Genomic DNA, 17,264 nt, shown 5'->3' with positions numbered 1-17,264 from the left:
ATATTTTCTGTCCCCATTAATTCTCTCCGAATACATGGATTTAAAATTATATGTGTCCCTATTTTTCTTAAAGTTCCTCCCGTTAATTCACATAAATTTCACTCTCAGCGATCTCTGCAAATATTTTCCAGGTTTTCCCTCCATACTAAAATGGAATTAATTATATATAGACGAATAATTGGAGGGAATTTAATGAGCAGCCAAAACGAACAAAAAAATACTTTTCCGCCCCAGCACCAGGATCACCAGCCAGGTACAGAGGATGAAATGCATCCTGAACCGATTTCTGTTGACGACAATTATAAAGGAGCAGGTAAACTGAACGATAAAGTAGCCCTTATAACAGGTGGAGACAGCGGCATCGGCAAATCGGTCGCTATTTATTTTGCGAAAGAAGGAGCCAATGTCGCAATCGTTTATTTGGAAGAAACGGAGGATGCCCGGGAAACAAGGCAACTTGTCGAAGCGGAAGGCCGGGAATGCTTGCTAATAGCCGGAGATATTGGTGATGAAAGCTTTTGTAAGGATGCAGTCAGCAAAACACTTGACCTGTTTGGCAAGATTGATATTCTCGTTAACAATGCAGCAGAACAACACCCTCAAAACAGCTTGCTCGACATTTCGTCAGAGCAGCTTGAACGAACTTTCCGAACCAATATTTTTTCGATTTTCTATTTGACAAAGGCGGTACTTCCCCACTTGCAAAAGGGAAGTACGATCATTAATACAGCATCAATCACCGCCTATCAGGGAAACAAACAGCTTATTGACTATTCATCCACAAAAGGGGCAATCGTGTCCTTCACAAGATCGCTCGCCCTGTCTCTTGCTGATAAAGGGATCAGGGTGAATGGAGTGGCACCGGGGCCAATTTGGACACCGCTTATTCCGTCGACTTTTACAAAAGAAAAAGTCGCCAAGTTCGGTGCCAATACACCGATGGGCAGAGCCGGCCAGCCATATGAGCTTGCACCCAGCTATGTTTATCTCGCCAGTGACGACTCAACTTATGTCAGCGGCCAAATTATCCATGTTAACGGCGGAACGATTGTGAACGGGTGATACTGGCAGTGCTAGTTTGTATTTTGTGCAAAAAAAGCAGTGGGGCTGTCGCTCCGCTGCTTTAAATAATGATCCGGTTATTGATTTTGGGCTGGCCGCAAGAAGATCTGATCATAAGTTCATGCGGGATAATAATTCTTTTCACTGGTTCTTTCGGGTTTTCAATTTTTTCAATCAAGCTCCGCGCTGCTTCATATCCGAGTGCGAATATATTGATATCGACAGACGTTAACGGGGGCCGGGACATCTCCGACAGCAAAACATTGTTAAAGCTGATAATCGACATATCATCCGGAACGCTGATGCCCATTTCATCGAAGGTATTCAAAATACCTAAAGCCATTAAATCATCGGCAACAACAAGGGCTGTTGGCTGTTTTTCGAGGGAGATAAGTGCATTGACTGCTTCCTGACCGCCTTCTCGTAAAAACTCCTCATGGATGATGTATTCATTGGCAAGAGATATCCCTGCCCCACGGAGCGCCTTTTCATATCCTAGCAGACGGTCCACCGTTACAACAAGGTTCAAATTTCCGCCGACAAAGCCGATTCGCTCATGGCCGAGTGAGATTAAGTACTCTGTAGCCTCTTTCGCGGCGCGAAAATTATCATTATCGACATGGGTAATTTCTTCGACGTTTTTAAAAGGTTTGCCAATCACAACAAACGGAAACTTTTGGTCCTGCAAATAGGTGAGCACTTTGTCTTCTACTTTTGAATAAAGAAGAGCAACGCCGTCAACCCGTCGCCCCTGCACCATTTGAACGACTCCTTCAAAAATTTGTTCCTCCGTTTTGCCAGTTGTCATCGTTAGGGCGTATTGGTTTTCATGAGCGCCTTCACTCAACCCTCTTAACACGGTTGGGAAAAACGGGTTTTGAAAAACAACATCGGTTGAACTTGGCATCACCAGGCCAATTGCTTGAGTTGACTGGCTTGCCAGGCTTCTCGCTATAAAGTTCGGATGATAACCGAGCTGCTCCATTGCTTTGCGGACCTTTTTCTTTGTTTTTTCGCTGATACGCGGACTATTTGCAATAACACGCGAAACCGTTGACGGTGCTACCTTTGCAAGCTTGGCGACGCCTTTAATTGTAACAGCCATTCTATCACCCTCCCTCGGAAGCCGTTATTCCGTTAGTTATATTATAATTGAAATGTAAACATTTGTTCGTTCTTTTTTATCGCTGATTTTACGATACCGTTTACTGAAACAGAAATATTGTCGCACACACCGTGAATAACCAACTCAACAGTCTTCCAATCAGGCTGAAAATTTCCTCTGTCTGTTATCGTTAGGTCGACGTTTCCATCCCGGCATATAACGTTCATTTCTTTCGTAAGATATTTCCCATTCTCGTAATCGAAGCTGATGCCATCATCCTGATAAAGCTTGAATGAGTAATCGGTGCTGTCTCCATAGTACAAATGAACGGTTAACTTCTCGTCTTTCATTTCAGTAGTTTGCTTCAGTTCACCTTGAACGACAAGCGATCCCTTTTTTATAAATACCGGCAGCACATCGAGCTCTGCCTTTATTAAGTGATGCTGCTCTCCCGCCCATTCCTCGCCTGTCCAATAATCGATCCATTGCCCCTCAGGGAGATAAACAGCGCGGTGTTCTATACCCGGCTGCATGATTGGTGCAACAATCACATTATCGCCAACCATAAATTGATCTGACAGCTGATATGTGTTGGCATCATGCGGGTATTCGAACATTAATGGGCGCATCACCGGCGTTCCGCATCGATGTGCCTCCGCAAACAAAGAATAAAGATGCGGAAGCCACTGGTAGCGAATTTCAATATATTTCTTAATAATTTTTTCGTATTTTTCGCCAAACGACCACGGCTCCTGCCTTGCAAAGCCGATTGCACTGTGATTGCGGAAATACGGTGTAAAGGCGCCAACCTGCGTCCAACGCGTGAGAAGTTCTCCATTGGAATCATGGGCAAAACCACCGACATCAGGACCTGCAAAAGGAATTCCCGATAATCCGAGATTCATAACCATCGGCAGCGACATTTGCAAATGCTCCCAGAAGCTGCGGTTATCCCCGGTCCATACAGCTGCATAGCGCTGCACGCCAGCAAAGCCCGCCCGCGTCAGCAAAAACGGCCGCAAACCTTCCAGCTGGTTTTTCATGCCGGTGTAGGTTGCCTTCCCCATCATAAGTCCATAAAGATTGTGCAATTCACGATGGGTCTTCGGATCACCTTCGTTTTCATGAATGACTTTCAGATCCATCGTTTTCGTTTCGTTAAAGACGGCCGGTTCATTCATATCATTCCATATGCCTTCAATTCCTAAATTCGTGTAAAATTCGTGTTTTTCTCCCCACCATTTACGGACTCTGGAGCTTGTAAAATCAGGGAAAGCACTATTTCCCGGCCATACATCACCTAAGTAAATTTTTCCTTCGATGTACTTGCAAAAGTGGCCGCCCTGGACTCCTTCTTGATAGATCTTGTACTCAGGGTCCTCTTTAACACCCGGATCGACAATCGGAATGACGCGTATACCTTTTTCTTTTAGGTCACTGACAAGCTGGGCTGGTTTCGGAAACCGGGCGCGATCAAAGGTAAACACGCGATATTCGTTCATATAATGAATGTCTAAATAGATGACATCAAGCGGGATACCCTTTTCAAGAAAAGTATTTGCAAGCTCCCGCACTTCCTGCTCCGACTCGTAGCTGTAGCGCGATTGATGATAGCCGATTGCCCATTTCGGAGGAATCGGAATCCGGCCGGTTAAGGCCGTATATTGCTCAAGCACATCCTTTGGCTCAGGACCTGACATAACGTAATAATCGATTTGTCCTCCTTCTGCGCCAAAAGAATAACCATCTTTTTCAGTCTTAAAATCAAAAGTAGTTTTAAAGGTGTTATCAAAAAATAGTCCATGAGCACTGCCGTTTCTCAGCGTCATAAAATAAGGAATTGATTGATATAACGGATCTGTCTCGGGATTATGGGGTGCATAGACATCAGTGTTCCACATCGTCATTTTTTCGCCGCGTTTATCAAGAAAACCGGTCTTTTCACCAAATCCGTAAAAATGGTCTGCCACGTCCATCTCTTTAAAGCAAATCACTTCATTCGAATGATTATAGCCCATTCCTTTTGCCGCTTCCCGTATAAGTACGTTCCCGTCCTGATCAGACACAGTGAGTCTCACTGGGTTCTTTTTTATCTGAACGGTCAACTTTGCTGATTGCAAAAGTATATCTTCGTCTGCGTCTTCTGCTAAAAAATCAACACTCTCTGGTTCTGCAATTAGAGCCGGGCTGCTTGCAAGTGTTGTATCCCCAAACGGGTTTAAGACAAAGCGAACAATATCAGCACGATAAAAGACGATCTTCAAATCCCCTGATTCGGTTTGAACGGTTGCTCCATTGGCTGTTTGTTCAAATTTGATGACTTTTCCAATATCATTAAAATTACGATTTTTCACTTGCTTTTTTTGGCCAGGGTGAATAGCAAAACTAGTGTCTTCAAGCATCTCTCCGCCTCCTCATGCCATTCTAACAGGCTGTTATTAAGATGAGTTTCTGTCAGATCGATCGCTCCCTGATAAGTCCGCGTTGCGGCAACAAATCACCGGTGTGCAGGTTTAATTTGCAGGGTGACACTGCTTTACCATCCCTGCCTAGGAGCTTTTTCTTCTCGATCTCTTCCAGACTAAAATAATAAATACGAGGAACGCTGCATAGACAGCACCCATAACTGTGAGATAAGGAATATTTAAACCGGTTTTTTCTGTTAAAAAGTAGATTTCCGCTTCTTCCCGGTCGAGGACGAGTTTATATTGTCCTTCACTGCTCTTAATCAGGTCGCCATTCAACAGACCTCTTAACTCTTTGTCCGCATCAAGACTGCTCTCCTCCAGCTCAGCTGACTTTGTTTCAGAGCTGTTATTAATCGCAATCACCGACGTTTCGTCACCCGAGGTCCGCTTATAAACAACCATTCCTTTGTCTTCAAATAAAAGCTCGATCGTTCCTCTTGTTAAAGATGGATATTGATCGCGCAATTCGCCCAATTTTGTAATATAGTCAACTAATTCTTTATCTGTCCGGAAATCCATTTGCCTGTGATTATCTGGTTCGTCTCCGCCGTCAAGGGCAATCTCACTTCCGTAATAAACAATCGGAATTCCGGGCGTTGTGTATAGATAGGTTAAAGCAAGCTTCCATCTCGGGCCGGGATGAATCTCATTTTTGATAATATCCCGCGTGAAGCGGGCTGTCTGATCATTATCCATAAAAGTTCCCATTAAATATGGGTTATCATAGCTTTCCTGATGTTGCTCCCACGCGCTGAAAAGTGTGCCGAGTGACTGATCGGGCTTGGAAAATGCCTTTCTCAAGTAATTATTCAACGGATAATCAACAAAGCCATCAATACCTGTTTTTTTATATTCAGCAATTTCATTTGGATCGTCAGATGATATTTCACCGATTAAATAAAAATCTTCTTTTTTCTGTTTTACTTCTTTGGCAAAATCCTCCCAGAAGCTGATCGGCACATGATCAACAGCATCAAGGCCATAACCGTCAATGTCCGTCTCTTCAATCCACCAGGTAGCAGCATCCAACAAGTATTTTCTCACTTCAGGATGATCCTGATCAAGATCAGGCATGCCATTTAACTGGCCATTTTCCCGCGCTTCCTTGTCTTCGACATTTACAATTTCCTGCTTTTGTTGAAACCAATCCTGTTTTTCCGGATCGTTCGTCCATTCATGATTCGGCCCAACCTGATTAACGACAAAATCCAAAATAATTTTCATATCTCGATCATGTGCTTCTTTAACAAGCTGTTTAAACTCGTTTATCGTTCCGAAATGTTCTTCTGTTTTATAAAAGTCATTAATCAAGTAACCGTGATAGCCGCCCGCTTCATTATCAAATACAGGGGTAAGACGTAAAGCTGTAAATCCCATCTCTTTTAAATAATCAAGCCTGTCGATAATTCCTTTGAAATCGCCGCCATGGTATGCCATCGGACCATCGGCATCGACAACAAAATCATTGTTGGAATCAATATTGCTAAATCGGTCAACCATTATATAATAAATGGTCTCATCCTGCCATTTGCGCTCTTCTTTTTCAACCGCTCCTGCCGGAAAGGCGTAAAAAAGAACAAACGGAATTAAGATAAGAGTGAAAAGATACTTGTTCGTTTTCATCTCCGTTTCCTCCTTAAAGTCGTCTCAAGCTGCGCAGTCTAACGTGAAATCCGCTTTTCAACATTTAAGCAGAAATCCGCTGGCTGCCAGTGGGCTTTTCTCTATGAGCTTGCCGGCATTAACCGGCAATCACGCCGCAGCTTTCATATCCGCCTTTAAGATTAGCCTTTTGTTCCCCCTGCCGTCAAACCGGAAACGAAGTATTTTTGGAATGATAAGAACAATATCGATATAGGAATCGCAATTAATACGGATCCCGCAGCAAAAGTTGTAAACTGGCTTCCATACTGTCTTGATACCAAATCATACAGTCCAACAGCCAAAGTATATTTCTCAGGTGAGCGCAGCATTACTTTTGCCAGTATAAAGTCGGTGAAAGGAGCAATAAAGGTAAATAACGCAATGACGGCAACAATCGGTTTTGCCAACGGCATCATAATTTGCCAGAAAATACGGAAATGACCAGCACCATCGATCCTTGCGCTTTCATCAAGTTCCTTTGGAATCGAATCCAAATACCCCTTCATAAGCCAGGTATTCATTGGGATTGCCCCGCCAACGTAGATAAGTATTAATCCCGTATGTGTGTCCAATAGTTTTGTGACCTGTGCTAATATAAAAATTGCAATTAATGCGGCGAAGTTTGGTACCATTTGCAGGATTAAAAATGCTGTCAATCCGTTTTTTCTGCCTATAAATCGATAGCGCGAAAATGAATACGCCATGAAGCTTATTACAATGACAGATGCCATCATTGTGATGATACAAATTTTTATCGTGTTCCAATACCAGATCAAATAATTGCTTTTTTCCGGATTAAATATTGTACGATAATGGTCGAGTGAGGCATTTTTTGGAACTAAGGAAGAACTGGATATGCTGGTTCCTGGTGTCAATGATGCTCCAATAGCCCATAGAATCGGATATACAATGATGACCGCCATTATTATAACGACGAGATAGGTGAGAGAAAGACGAACGACTTTTTGTTGTTTCATGTTCATATCACATCATGTCCTCCTCTTTAAAAGCTTTTGTTCTTCTAAACTGCCACAAAGCTACAGAAATCACGATAATTGAAAGAATCATAGTGATAGCCGCCGCCATTCCATATTCTTGTTTTGTTACTGTCAGGCTGTAAATCCATGAGATCAGGATATCAGTTCCACCTGCGTTTTGGCCTGATATCGCAGGACCACCCATATTAAATAAGTAAATGATATTGAAGTTATTAAAATTAAATGTATACTGCGTAATTAGGATTGGAGCGATTGAAAACATTATCAAGGGAAGTGTAATGTTGCGGAATTTTTGCCACATTGTGGCACCATCAACAGTTGCCGCTTCGTATAACTCATCCGGAATTGCCTGCAAAACTCCTGTAACCATTGCAAAAATGAATGGGAATCCAAGCCATGTCTGAATCATAATTAACGCTGCTCTAGTCCAGAATGCCTCTGTCATCCAGGGGATAGATTCTATTCCTAACCCATCCAGTATTACATTATTGACTGCCCCAAATGATTCATTAAACATGCCGGAAAAAATTAAAATTGATACAAAGGCCGGCACAGCCCATGGAAGGATCAGGACGGTACGAATGATTGCTTTTCCTTTTAAATCTTTTTGGTTTACCAGTACAGCAAGAAAAATTCCTAAAGCTATTTGTAAGGTAGTTGCACCAAACGTCCAGATGATTGTCCATGCAAAAACGCTTACTAACGTATCCCTCCATAAATCCAGGGTGAATAGCTTTGAAAAGTTTTCAAGTGCAACCCAATCAACCAGTTTTGCCGGCCATTGGTGATATAAATTGTAGTTGGTAAAGGACAGCAAAAGCACAAATATGATCGGCAATATGACGACAAATACAAGAAGAAAAAATCCCGGCGTAACCATTAAATAAGGAAACCCTTCATCAATTACAGCATGGTATTGTTCTTTTATCGTGCTTAAGTTTTGACCTAAGTCTCGTTTTTTCCCATTTTTATATGCGTCCCGTAAATTTAAGAGGACAAAACCGATCGCAAACAAGAGCAAAATTAATGAGATTATCCCATAAACAAGCAAAAAAATGGAGTTATCACGTGGAAGCTTTTCTCCGAGAGTAGCCAGCCCCCATAAACCTATGTTTAAGAAATCTTTAAAAACGATAATAAAAGAAAATGATAATAGCGAAAAAACTATTCCTTTAAAAATTTGTCGATTATATATTTGCCCAAGTCCTGGCACAATGGATAATGCCAAAGCAGTCTTTCGATGGTTCGAACGGTATATTTCTTCCATGAAAGGATCCCCTTTCTATTAACTCTCTAGAGAATGGGTGAGGTATGATGAATGCACCCCGGTTTAATAAATTGAAGCAGTATCCCATGTGGGGGGATACCGCTTCCAGTAATAATTAATTGCCGCCGTGATTCGCTTCGATGTTCTGTTTGATTTGCTCCACAGCTTGATCAAGTGCTTTTTTCGCTTCTGCTTTGCCTGTAATCACTGTTTGAACTCCATTTTTCATTGGATCCCATACTTCAGCCATTTCAGGCACACTCGGCATAGGTACAGCATTTTGGGATTGCTCCATGACTGCAGCTGCCCCTTCATTTGCTTTTACGAACTCAGGGTCTTCCATCAGTGATTTAAGTGGAGGGATCTCCCCTGTCAATTCAAACCGCTTCGTGGCATTGTCTTCATTCGTAATAAATTCAACGAATTTTTGAGCCCAATCCTCGTTTTTACTGAAATTTGTCACAAACCATCCTTTGACACCCATGTATGTTTTAATAGATTCACCGTTTGGCAGCTTAGGCATTGACGCCACTCCAAAATCAACGCCTGCGTCTTTATAATCTTTAAATGCCCATGGGCCGTTTTGAACAGCTGCGGCTTTTCCCTCTTTAAATAAACCATTCATCTGATCGTTTGACTTTTCACCGATAATTCCACGTGGGAATAATCCCTCTGCATACCACTTATTGATATACTCCAGAGCTTCAACAGAAGCGTCATTATTCAATCCAATATCTGTTACGTCAGTATTGCCGTCTTTCTCGCTAAACGTATAACCGCCAAATCCTGCAAATACGCCGTGAGCGTGGTAGAAATCATCCCAAATTGCCAAAAATCCGTAATTACCGTCTTTTGTTACTGTTTTTGAGAATTCATACACCTCATCCATTGTCGCAGGTACTTGTTTAATGAGGGACTTATTATATATAAATACTGGTGTTTCAGTTGCTTTTGGAAGACCGTAAAGTTTTCCCTCATATGTAAGAGCATCTACAGATGAATCAGTAAACTGTCCAAGAATCTCATCACTTACTTCCAAATCTTTAATATACCCTTTGACAACGGAAGGCCCTACACCGTCATGTGACATGGTAACCACATCAGGTGCTTTATCGGTGTTCCCGTCAAGCGCAAGGTTTTCTTGCATTTTTGTGATATTGAATTCTTTAAATTCTATTTTAATGCCATGTTCTTCTTCGAATTTCTTAGCAGCCTCCTCTAATGCAACGCCCTTATCCTGATCTTCCCAAACAATTAACTTTTCCGGTTTATTCGCTGCCTCTCCATCTTTTGTTTCTCCACCAGTATCTGCGACTTCTTTAGGTCCGCAAGCAGCAAGAACTCCCAATAATAATACAAACATCATAAAAATTGATAATGCCTTCTTCACCTTTAACCCCTCCATATGTAATATTTAGTAGTTTCATACAACGTTTGTGCCAACAGTCAATAATGGCAATTTTATAAGCGTTACCAAATGAATCTAAAATCATTGCCATTATTAAACTCAGCTTTCGATGTATTAATTGTTTTGTGAAAACGATTGCACAAACTTCACTTTCATTATACCTATATTTTTACTTTTAGCAACCGTTTTCATAGAATTAGAGAAAAAATATTTTCACTTTTTAACAAAGGTATGGCTTGAATGATCAGAGATTCTTTGCTACCTTTTAAGAAAGTGTGCCAAAAAATGCAACCGATTGCATTGAAAGGAGAAAATTATGATCGATGTTTCAGCCGTATACCACAGACCTACAGATTCCTTTGCTTATCCTGTTCGTGAGGATGCTTTGCACATTCGGATTCGCACGAAAAAAAATAATGTAGAAAAAATTGATTTATTGTACGGCGATCCATTTGAGTGGATCGATGATAAATGGGCTACATATGAGGCTTCTTTAAGCAAGACAGGATCAGATGCCTTGTTTGATTATTGGCAAATTGAAGTAAAGCCACCAGCGAAGCGACTGCGTTACGGTTTTTTCTTAAAGAACGAAGACGAGCAGATTTTATACACAGAAAAAGGATTCTTTACTGAGCCGCCTGAAGATTCCGGCTACTATTTCTGCTTTCCCTATCTCCATGAAACAGAGGTTTTTCGAGCTCCTGAATGGGTCAAGGATACAGTCTGGTATCAAATTTTTCCTGAGCGTTTTGCGAATGGGGACGAATCGATTAACCCGGAAAATACGAAGGTCTGGGCGAGCGAACAACCATCGGCAGCCAATTTTTTTGGCGGAGATTTTCAAGGCATCCTCGACCATCTTGATTATTTAAAAGAACTGGGCATAACCGGTATTTATTTCACGCCGATATTCAAAGCATATTCGAACCATAAATATGATACGATCAATTACTTTGAAATTGATCCGCAATTTGGCGACAAAGAAACATTTAAAAAACTGGTAGACAAGTGCCATGAGAACGGAATCAGGATCATGCTTGATGCCGTTTTTAACCATAGCGGCTACCACTTTGAACCTTTTCAGGATGTATTAACAAACAGAGCCGCATCCAAGTATGCAAATTGGTTTCATATTTCCGAGTTCCCTTTAAAAGGCGGGGACCGGCCAAATTACGCTACATTCGGGTTTGTCGAGTCGATGCCCAAATTAAATACGTATGATCCTGATGTAAAGGAGTATTTATTGGAAGTCGGCCGCTACTGGATCAGGGAGTTTGATATTGATGGTTGGAGACTTGATGTCGCCAATGAAATCGACCACCAATTTTGGCGCGATTTCCGCCGCGAGGTGAAAGCGATTAAGCCGGATGTATATATTTTGGGTGAAGTCTGGCATGACTCGATGCCGTGGCTGCGCGGGGACCAATTTGATGCAGTGATGAATTATCCGTTTCTCACGAATGTTGTTGAGTTTTTTGCGAAGGAAAATATCAGTGCAGCGGAGTTTACTGACAATATGACAACCGTTACTCAGCTTTACCCTGCAACGATAAATGAAACAGTCTTTAATCTTGTCGGCAGCCATGACACAAAGCGAATCCTGACTGAATGCGGCGAGGATGTGCAAAAAGCAAAATTAATATATGCGTTTATGCTGACATTTACCGGGACGCCGTGTATTTATTACGGCGATGAAATCGGCTTGACTGGTGACACGGATCCAGGCTGCCGAAAATGTATGCCATGGGCGGAAGAAGAACAAAACAGGGAGCTGTTTACTCTCATCCAGGCACTAATCAAGCTGCGCGCAACAGAGAAGCTGCTTGCCAACAAGGGCCAGCTAACCTTCTTGCCGGTAAATGAAGACAGTCAGGTGATCGCTTTTTCGAAAACGGATGGACAAAAATTCGTGGTTGTCATTTGTAACAATTCTGCTGAACAACAAAAATACACGCTCCCTTTTCCTTTAAAAAGCCGGAAAATTACCGATCTAAAAAATGGCTCTGAATTCGCAGCCGAGGCCGATGATTTGTTTGTGTCTCTGGCTCGATATGATTATGCGATCTTAACGTTTTAAATGAGTCAGTCTTAAGCTGTTGCTTAAGACTGACTGGTAAGGGGACCTGCACATGGGAAAGACAGCAAAGAAAAAAATGACACTTTTTGCCTTAACATGGCCTATTTTTATCGAAATTCTGTTACATATGCTAATGGGTAACGCTGATACACTGATGCTTTCGCAATATTCGGATGACTCTGTTGCGGCCGTTGGCGTATCGAACCAAATTTTGTCGCTTGTTATCGTCATGTTTGGCTTTATTGCAACGGGGACAGCGATCTTAATTGCCCAAAATCTGGGTGCAAAACAGCTCCAGACCGCCAAAGAAATAGCGGCTGTCTCGCTGGGTGCAAACCTTAGCTTCGGCCTTCTGCTAAGCATTGCTGTCTTAATCTTCAGCAAACCGCTGCTGCGAATCATGGATTTGCCCGAAGAACTTTTAGATGAAGCTAACATCTATTTAGTCATTGTCGGCGGCTTTTCTTTTGTTCAGGCTGCAATTATGACGATCGGTGCGATTGTCCGCAGCTACGGTTTTACAAAAGATGTTATGTACATCACGATTGGCATGAATATTCTAAATGTAATCGGTAATTACCTGTTTATATTTGGCCCGTTTGGCATTCCAATTTTGGGTGTGGAAGGTGTTGCTATTTCAACGGTTGTAAGCAGGATTATTGGACTTATTGCGGCTGTCATTATTTTGTTTAAACGAATTCCTGATTCATTTCCTATTCACCTGCTTTTAAAATTTCCGAAGATTCATATGAAAAACTTGCTCGGCATCGGCATTCCCTCTGCCGGTGAGCATTTGTCCTATAACGGGTCGCAAATCGTGATCACCTACTTCATTGCGATTTTAGGTACAGAAGCATTAACATCAAAAGTGTATGCACAAAATATCATGATGTTTATTTTTCTGTTTAGCGTTGCCATCAGCCAGGGTACGCAAATCTTGATTGGGCATATGATTGGGGCAAAACAATATGAAGAAGCATATAAACGCTGCTTAAGAAGTTTAAAACTGGCGATACTCATGTCGTTTAGTGGCGCAGTGGCAGTCTCGTTTTTTTCCGATAGTTTAATGGGGGTTTTCACTGCAAATTCAGAGATTATCAAAGTCGGCGGCAGCCTGTTATTGCTGACAATCATATTAGAACCAGGGCGCTCATTTAATTTGGTCGTTATTAATGCTCTTCGTGCTGCTGGAGATGTAAAATTCCCGGTTTATATGGGAATTCTCTCGATGTGGGGAGTTAGTGTAACACTATCATACCTGTTAGGAATCTATTTTGGGCTCGGTTTAGTCGGCATTTGGATCGCATTCATTGCTGATGAATGGTTAAGGGGATTGCTGATGCTGTGGCGTTGGAAATCAAGGGTCTGGGTGAAAAATTCTTTTGTTACGTCCGAATCGGCATGATCATTCGTTCGGGTCCAATCTTGTGTGAAAAGGAAAGAAACAAAGAAGCCCTGAAAAGGAGCTTCTTTCTGCCATTTAATCAACAATTTGAATGTTGTATTTTTCAAACCAGATGTGAATTTGCGCTAAATGGGCTAACAGTTGCGGGCCTGTCATCAATTGGCCGTACCACGGTACAGTAAATGCGGATCCTCCAGAATCAGCGATTTGTTTTAATTGATTTGCGTCAAAAAACTCATATAATGCCGAGCTTTTGTCCCTTAAAATCCCGGAAAGCATTTTTTGAACAGCCTTAGTATATGTCGGGTGATGGGTTTTCGGATAAGGGCTCTTTTTCCGGTAAAGCACTTCATCCGGAAGCATACCCTCCAAGGCCTTGCGAAGGATGCCCTTTTCTCTGTTGCCGTGCATTTTTAATTGCCAGGGAATATTCCACACATACTCAACAAGGCGATGGTCTGCAAACGGAACCCTGACCTCCAGGCTTGCTCCCATGCTCATTCGGTCCTTCCGATCAAGTAAGGTTGTCATAAACCAGAGGATATTCAAGTAAAATATTTCTCTCCTTTTTGCATCCTCATTGCTTTCACCATCTAAACGAGGTGTTTCTTGAATGGTTTCTTGATATTTCTGAGATACATAGACTTCAAGCTGCAGCTTGGTTCTCCAGTGATCTTTTAAAAGATTTTGCCGTTCTTCCGTAGAGCGCATCCATGGAAATCCATTCCGGTTTAAGTCTTCGCTGCGGTGAAACCATGGATATCCCCCAAAAATTTCATCGGCACATTCACCGGAAAGACTGACAACAAAGTCTTTTTTAATTTCTTTGCAAAACCATAATAAAGACGAATCAATATCAGCCATTCCCGGCAGATCCCTGACCAGCACCGCTTCCTCAAGGTACCAAGCCACATCCTCTTGTGAAATAATGCACTTATGATGAATGGTTTGAAATGAATCTGTCATTAATTGAATCCAGTGGGCGTCTGAGTTTGGCTGAAACTCACTTTCCGTAAAAAACTGCTCGTTTCCCTCATAATCAATTGAGTACGTATGAAGATTCCCTTTTCCCTCTTTTCCAAACTGTTTTGCAGCAATTGCTGTTATCGCACTCGAATCCAACCCTCCCGATAGAAAGGTACAGAGCGGCACATCGGAAACCAACTGTCTGGTAACAGCGTCGGTCACAAGAAAGCGGATTTTTTCAGCCGTTTCCTGCAAATTATCAGTGTGCTGCTCACTTTTAACATTCCAGTAACGATAAGTTTTCAAACCATTCCTGCTAAAGCGAAGGCAATGTGCCGGCCGCAGCTCTTTAATTCCTTTAAAAACCCCACTGCCAGGAACGCGGGACGGACCGAGTCCAAAAATTTCTGAGAGGCCCTCGCGGTCAAGCTCTGCAGTGACATCAGGATGGGTTAATAACGCTTTTAGTTCCGATCCAAACAACAATCCGTTCTTGGCTTCAATAAAGAAAAGCGGTTTAACACCTAGCCGGTCCCTGCCAATAAACAGCTGCGCCCTTTTTTCATCCCATATCGCAAAGGCAAAGATACCGTTTAAATATTCGACGCATTTTTCTTCCCATTCCATATAGGCAGTCAGCAATACTTCTGTATCAGAATGACCTTTAAAGGAATATCCTTTTAATATCAGGTCTTTACGCAGATCTTCTGTATTGTAAAGTTCACCGTTATAGCAAATTGTAAACCTTTTACCATATTTTTCTTTTGTCATTGGCTGTTTTCCTCCGGCAGGATCAACAACAACGAGCCTTTTATGACCAAATCCGGCATGCGCACAAGTCCAAACATTCGTATCATCCGGACCTCGTTTTGACAAAGTTGCCGCCATTGTTTCGATAACTGTCTTCTCTTTGTTCATGTCCCTGGCAAAATCAATCCAGCCGGTAATTCCACACATTGTGATCATCCTTTCTGAGCGGAAAATATAATAGGCGCAGGTTAGCGTGCTTTCAGTGTATGCAATCCGGCAAAAATGGTTAACAGCCTAAATTAAAGAAAGAGAGTTATAAAAACGGGTTAAACTGTCTACAAAGGATGGTGAGGCAACTAATGACGGAGGTTATACCATGAATCGACAGCAGCGAACAAGGCTTTTTGAATGTCAAACGAGGGCATATACAGAAGGAACCATTGAGTACATTAACGATCAATGGATCTTTTTTGATGGTGAAACGGAAGAAGCAACAATGCTCGATGACTATCTCCACCAAGAAATCCAGGTTTTCCGTTATAATCGCTGGAAGAAAGGTATTCTGTTTGAAGAAGGAAAAATCGGACTTGCAGATGAGGTCATTTACTTAAATAGTCAGGATCGTGTTAGAATGCGCAAGCATCTAATTTATTCACTTGAACAATTGCTGGAAGGCATTAACGATGATGCTTTTTTTCAGTTCATTACGACGCTTAATTCCCTGCACTTTTCGGCATTTGACTGTATTTATTGTTACAACCACCTATCTTTTTTGAACGATGAAAAGCGAAAAAGCGGTGTTAATTTCCTTGTTTTTGACAATCAAGACCACATTTGTGCCGTCCAGCATCATTTTTACTATTACGAAAACAGCAATGATCGCTTCGAATTCACATTAAACAGCGGAAAGCGCATGGTCATTGAAAAAATTTCAAAATAATCATCGTTGGAGACTTTTCAACTCAGGTATTAGCAGGACAAAAAGAAGAACTCCGAATGTGAAGTTCTTCTTTTTTGTTATTAATACAGTGTTCTCTATTACATTATTGCTGTTGAGTGAGGTTCATCGCCGTCTCGGACATATTCATATCGACCTGTAGTTGCTCGTCCAATCGATGCGGATGATAATACCCTTTTGAAATCATATATTGACTGATTTTTCCGTGTGTCTCAATTGCTGAATTTAATTGCTGCCTAAACGCTGTTCTTAGCTCCGGCGTGGCAGATTCAGTAATGGCCATCGAAAGATTTCTGACACCTGATTTTGCTGTATTTAAAAAGTCCGTCGCAATCACTTGATCGGTCATTCCGCCCATTCCAGTCATGTTCCGCAAAATTTTATTCATGAAAGCGCCTCCTGTTTTGTTAATAACTCCTGCAACTGCTGAATGTGCGCCCTGTTGACTTCTACATCACCGGCAAGCAATGCCTTAAGCTCTTCGTCCTGCGCTAATCCACTCATTGTGTGGGATTTTGTTAAACAAACATTTTTGAAGGTCAATATTTCGTGAGCTTCCAAAGTTTCATGAACGCCGAGATACTTTGTCATTATTTTCACTCCCTAATCGTTATAGCTACTTGTTTATACTTTGTAGAAAAAATCAGCTTTATTCGTCGCGGCCAAACAAAAAAACTGCCCGACATGAACTGGCAGTTTCCTGAAATATTATGCTAATTAGAACCAATCAAATCCGATTGGCAGGCTGAGTCCGAGATAAAGGACTAGCACAAGGGCAACAATGAATTGTCCCCATAAAGTAGATGTTTTCTTCTGCTTTTTTGTGCGAATTAAAATCATTTCAAGCATCGCAATTACCCAAAGTCCGACTGCGGTTTTTAGGATATAGGCTAACGTAACGTTTTCGATTCTAAATAAAAACTCAGCTCCGGTAGCAATAATCAAAAGATACAATACTCTTAAGATCATATGTACTATTTTAGAGCCTTTTTGATTCCCGCTTTTATGCAATCCGAGCACCACGAAAAACAAAACAAGCGCTAAAAACCATGCGGTAATATGAAAATGCGTGGTCATGCACAGATCCCCCTTATGTAAAATTCGATATCATCATAACATATTCACAGGGAAAAACCTAAAAATAAGCTGGTCCCAG

The 17,264-nt window shown here is 41.8% G+C and carries 14 protein-coding genes; 4 read left to right on the top strand and 10 right to left on the bottom strand.

Features of this window, described 5'->3' with window-relative positions; all coding sequences use genetic code 11:
* Positions 1 to 192 precede the first annotated feature (192 nt).
* Positions 193 to 1,062 (top strand): SDR family oxidoreductase, encoded by an 870-nt coding sequence (locus tag CVD23_RS03140; RefSeq protein ID WP_101665161.1) that lies wholly within the window; start codon positions 193 to 195, stop codon positions 1,060 to 1,062.
* A 61-nt stretch (positions 1,063 to 1,123) separates the two neighbouring features.
* Here the strand turns inward: CVD23_RS03140 and CVD23_RS03135 are convergent, their stop codons facing one another.
* From CVD23_RS03135 to CVD23_RS03110, 6 genes are all read right to left on the bottom strand, one after another.
* Positions 1,124 to 2,167, bottom strand: a complete 1,044-nt coding sequence (locus CVD23_RS03135) for a LacI family DNA-binding transcriptional regulator (RefSeq protein WP_101665160.1) — start codon at positions 2,165 to 2,167, stop codon at positions 1,124 to 1,126.
* A 41-nt stretch (positions 2,168 to 2,208) separates the two neighbouring features.
* Positions 2,209 to 4,569 (bottom strand): glycoside hydrolase family 31 protein, encoded by a 2,361-nt coding sequence (locus tag CVD23_RS03130; protein ID WP_101665159.1) that lies wholly within the window; start codon positions 4,567 to 4,569, stop codon positions 2,209 to 2,211.
* A gap of 147 nt (positions 4,570 to 4,716) precedes the next feature.
* The gene (locus CVD23_RS03125; protein WP_101577697.1) at positions 4,717 to 6,258 is read right to left on the bottom strand and encodes an alpha-amylase family glycosyl hydrolase; all 1,542 of its coding nucleotides are present in this window, start codon (positions 6,256 to 6,258) and stop codon (positions 4,717 to 4,719) included.
* A gap of 161 nt (positions 6,259 to 6,419) precedes the next feature.
* Positions 6,420 to 7,262, bottom strand: coding sequence for a sugar ABC transporter permease (locus CVD23_RS03120; protein WP_101665158.1), 843 nt, complete (start codon positions 7,260 to 7,262; stop codon positions 6,420 to 6,422).
* A 1-nt stretch (position 7,263) separates the two neighbouring features.
* Positions 7,264 to 8,544, bottom strand: coding sequence for a carbohydrate ABC transporter permease (locus tag CVD23_RS03115; RefSeq protein ID WP_101665157.1), 1,281 nt, complete (start codon positions 8,542 to 8,544; stop codon positions 7,264 to 7,266).
* A 115-nt stretch (positions 8,545 to 8,659) separates the two neighbouring features.
* Positions 8,660 to 9,934, bottom strand: a complete 1,275-nt coding sequence (locus CVD23_RS03110) for an extracellular solute-binding protein (protein ID WP_101665156.1) — start codon at positions 9,932 to 9,934, stop codon at positions 8,660 to 8,662.
* Positions 9,935 to 10,271: 337 nt separating this feature from the next.
* Here CVD23_RS03110 and CVD23_RS03105 point away from each other — a divergent pair, with 337 nt between their 5' ends.
* Positions 10,272 to 12,029, top strand: a complete 1,758-nt coding sequence (locus tag CVD23_RS03105; protein ID WP_101665169.1) for an alpha-glycosidase — start codon at positions 10,272 to 10,274, stop codon at positions 12,027 to 12,029.
* 52 nt (positions 12,030 to 12,081) lie between these two features.
* The gene (locus CVD23_RS03100) at positions 12,082 to 13,434 is read left to right on the top strand and encodes an MATE family efflux transporter (protein WP_101665155.1); all 1,353 of its coding nucleotides are present in this window, start codon (positions 12,082 to 12,084) and stop codon (positions 13,432 to 13,434) included.
* Between the two features lie 75 nt (positions 13,435 to 13,509).
* On the opposite strand, the gene asnB is transcribed toward CVD23_RS03100, so the two are convergent.
* Positions 13,510 to 15,357 (bottom strand): asparagine synthase (glutamine-hydrolyzing), encoded by a 1,848-nt coding sequence (gene asnB / locus CVD23_RS03095; protein ID WP_101665154.1) that lies wholly within the window; start codon positions 15,355 to 15,357, stop codon positions 13,510 to 13,512.
* A gap of 169 nt (positions 15,358 to 15,526) precedes the next feature.
* Here asnB and CVD23_RS03090 point away from each other — a divergent pair, with 169 nt between their 5' ends.
* Complete coding sequence (locus CVD23_RS03090) at positions 15,527 to 16,090, top strand: DUF2777 domain-containing protein (RefSeq protein WP_101577691.1); 564 nt, start codon at positions 15,527 to 15,529, stop codon at positions 16,088 to 16,090.
* A 103-nt stretch (positions 16,091 to 16,193) separates the two neighbouring features.
* Here CVD23_RS03090 and CVD23_RS03085 read toward each other — a convergent pair whose 3' ends face one another.
* The 3 genes from CVD23_RS03085 to CVD23_RS03075 all read right to left on the bottom strand — a co-directional run bounded on the left by CVD23_RS03085 (position 16,194) and on the right by CVD23_RS03075 (position 17,185).
* Positions 16,194 to 16,496 (bottom strand): spore coat protein, encoded by a 303-nt coding sequence (locus CVD23_RS03085; protein WP_101665153.1) that lies wholly within the window; start codon positions 16,494 to 16,496, stop codon positions 16,194 to 16,196.
* A complete protein-coding gene (locus CVD23_RS03080; protein ID WP_101577689.1) occupies positions 16,493 to 16,699 on the bottom strand; it encodes a hypothetical protein in 207 nt (68 codons plus the stop codon). Before CVD23_RS03080 ends, CVD23_RS03085 begins: the two co-directional genes overlap by 4 nt.
* Before the next feature lie 126 nt (positions 16,700 to 16,825).
* Entirely contained in the window at positions 16,826 to 17,185 is a 360-nt protein-coding gene (locus CVD23_RS03075; RefSeq protein ID WP_101665152.1) for a YisL family protein, read from the bottom strand.
* Positions 17,186 to 17,264 lie beyond the last annotated feature (79 nt).

Origin of the sequence: Bacillus sp. V33-4 (assembly GCF_002860225.1) — a bacterium.
GTDB lineage: Bacteria > Bacillota > Bacilli > Bacillales > Cytobacillaceae > Bacillus_BJ > Bacillus_BJ canaveralius.
This window is presented reverse-complemented; position numbering and strand designations above follow the sequence as displayed.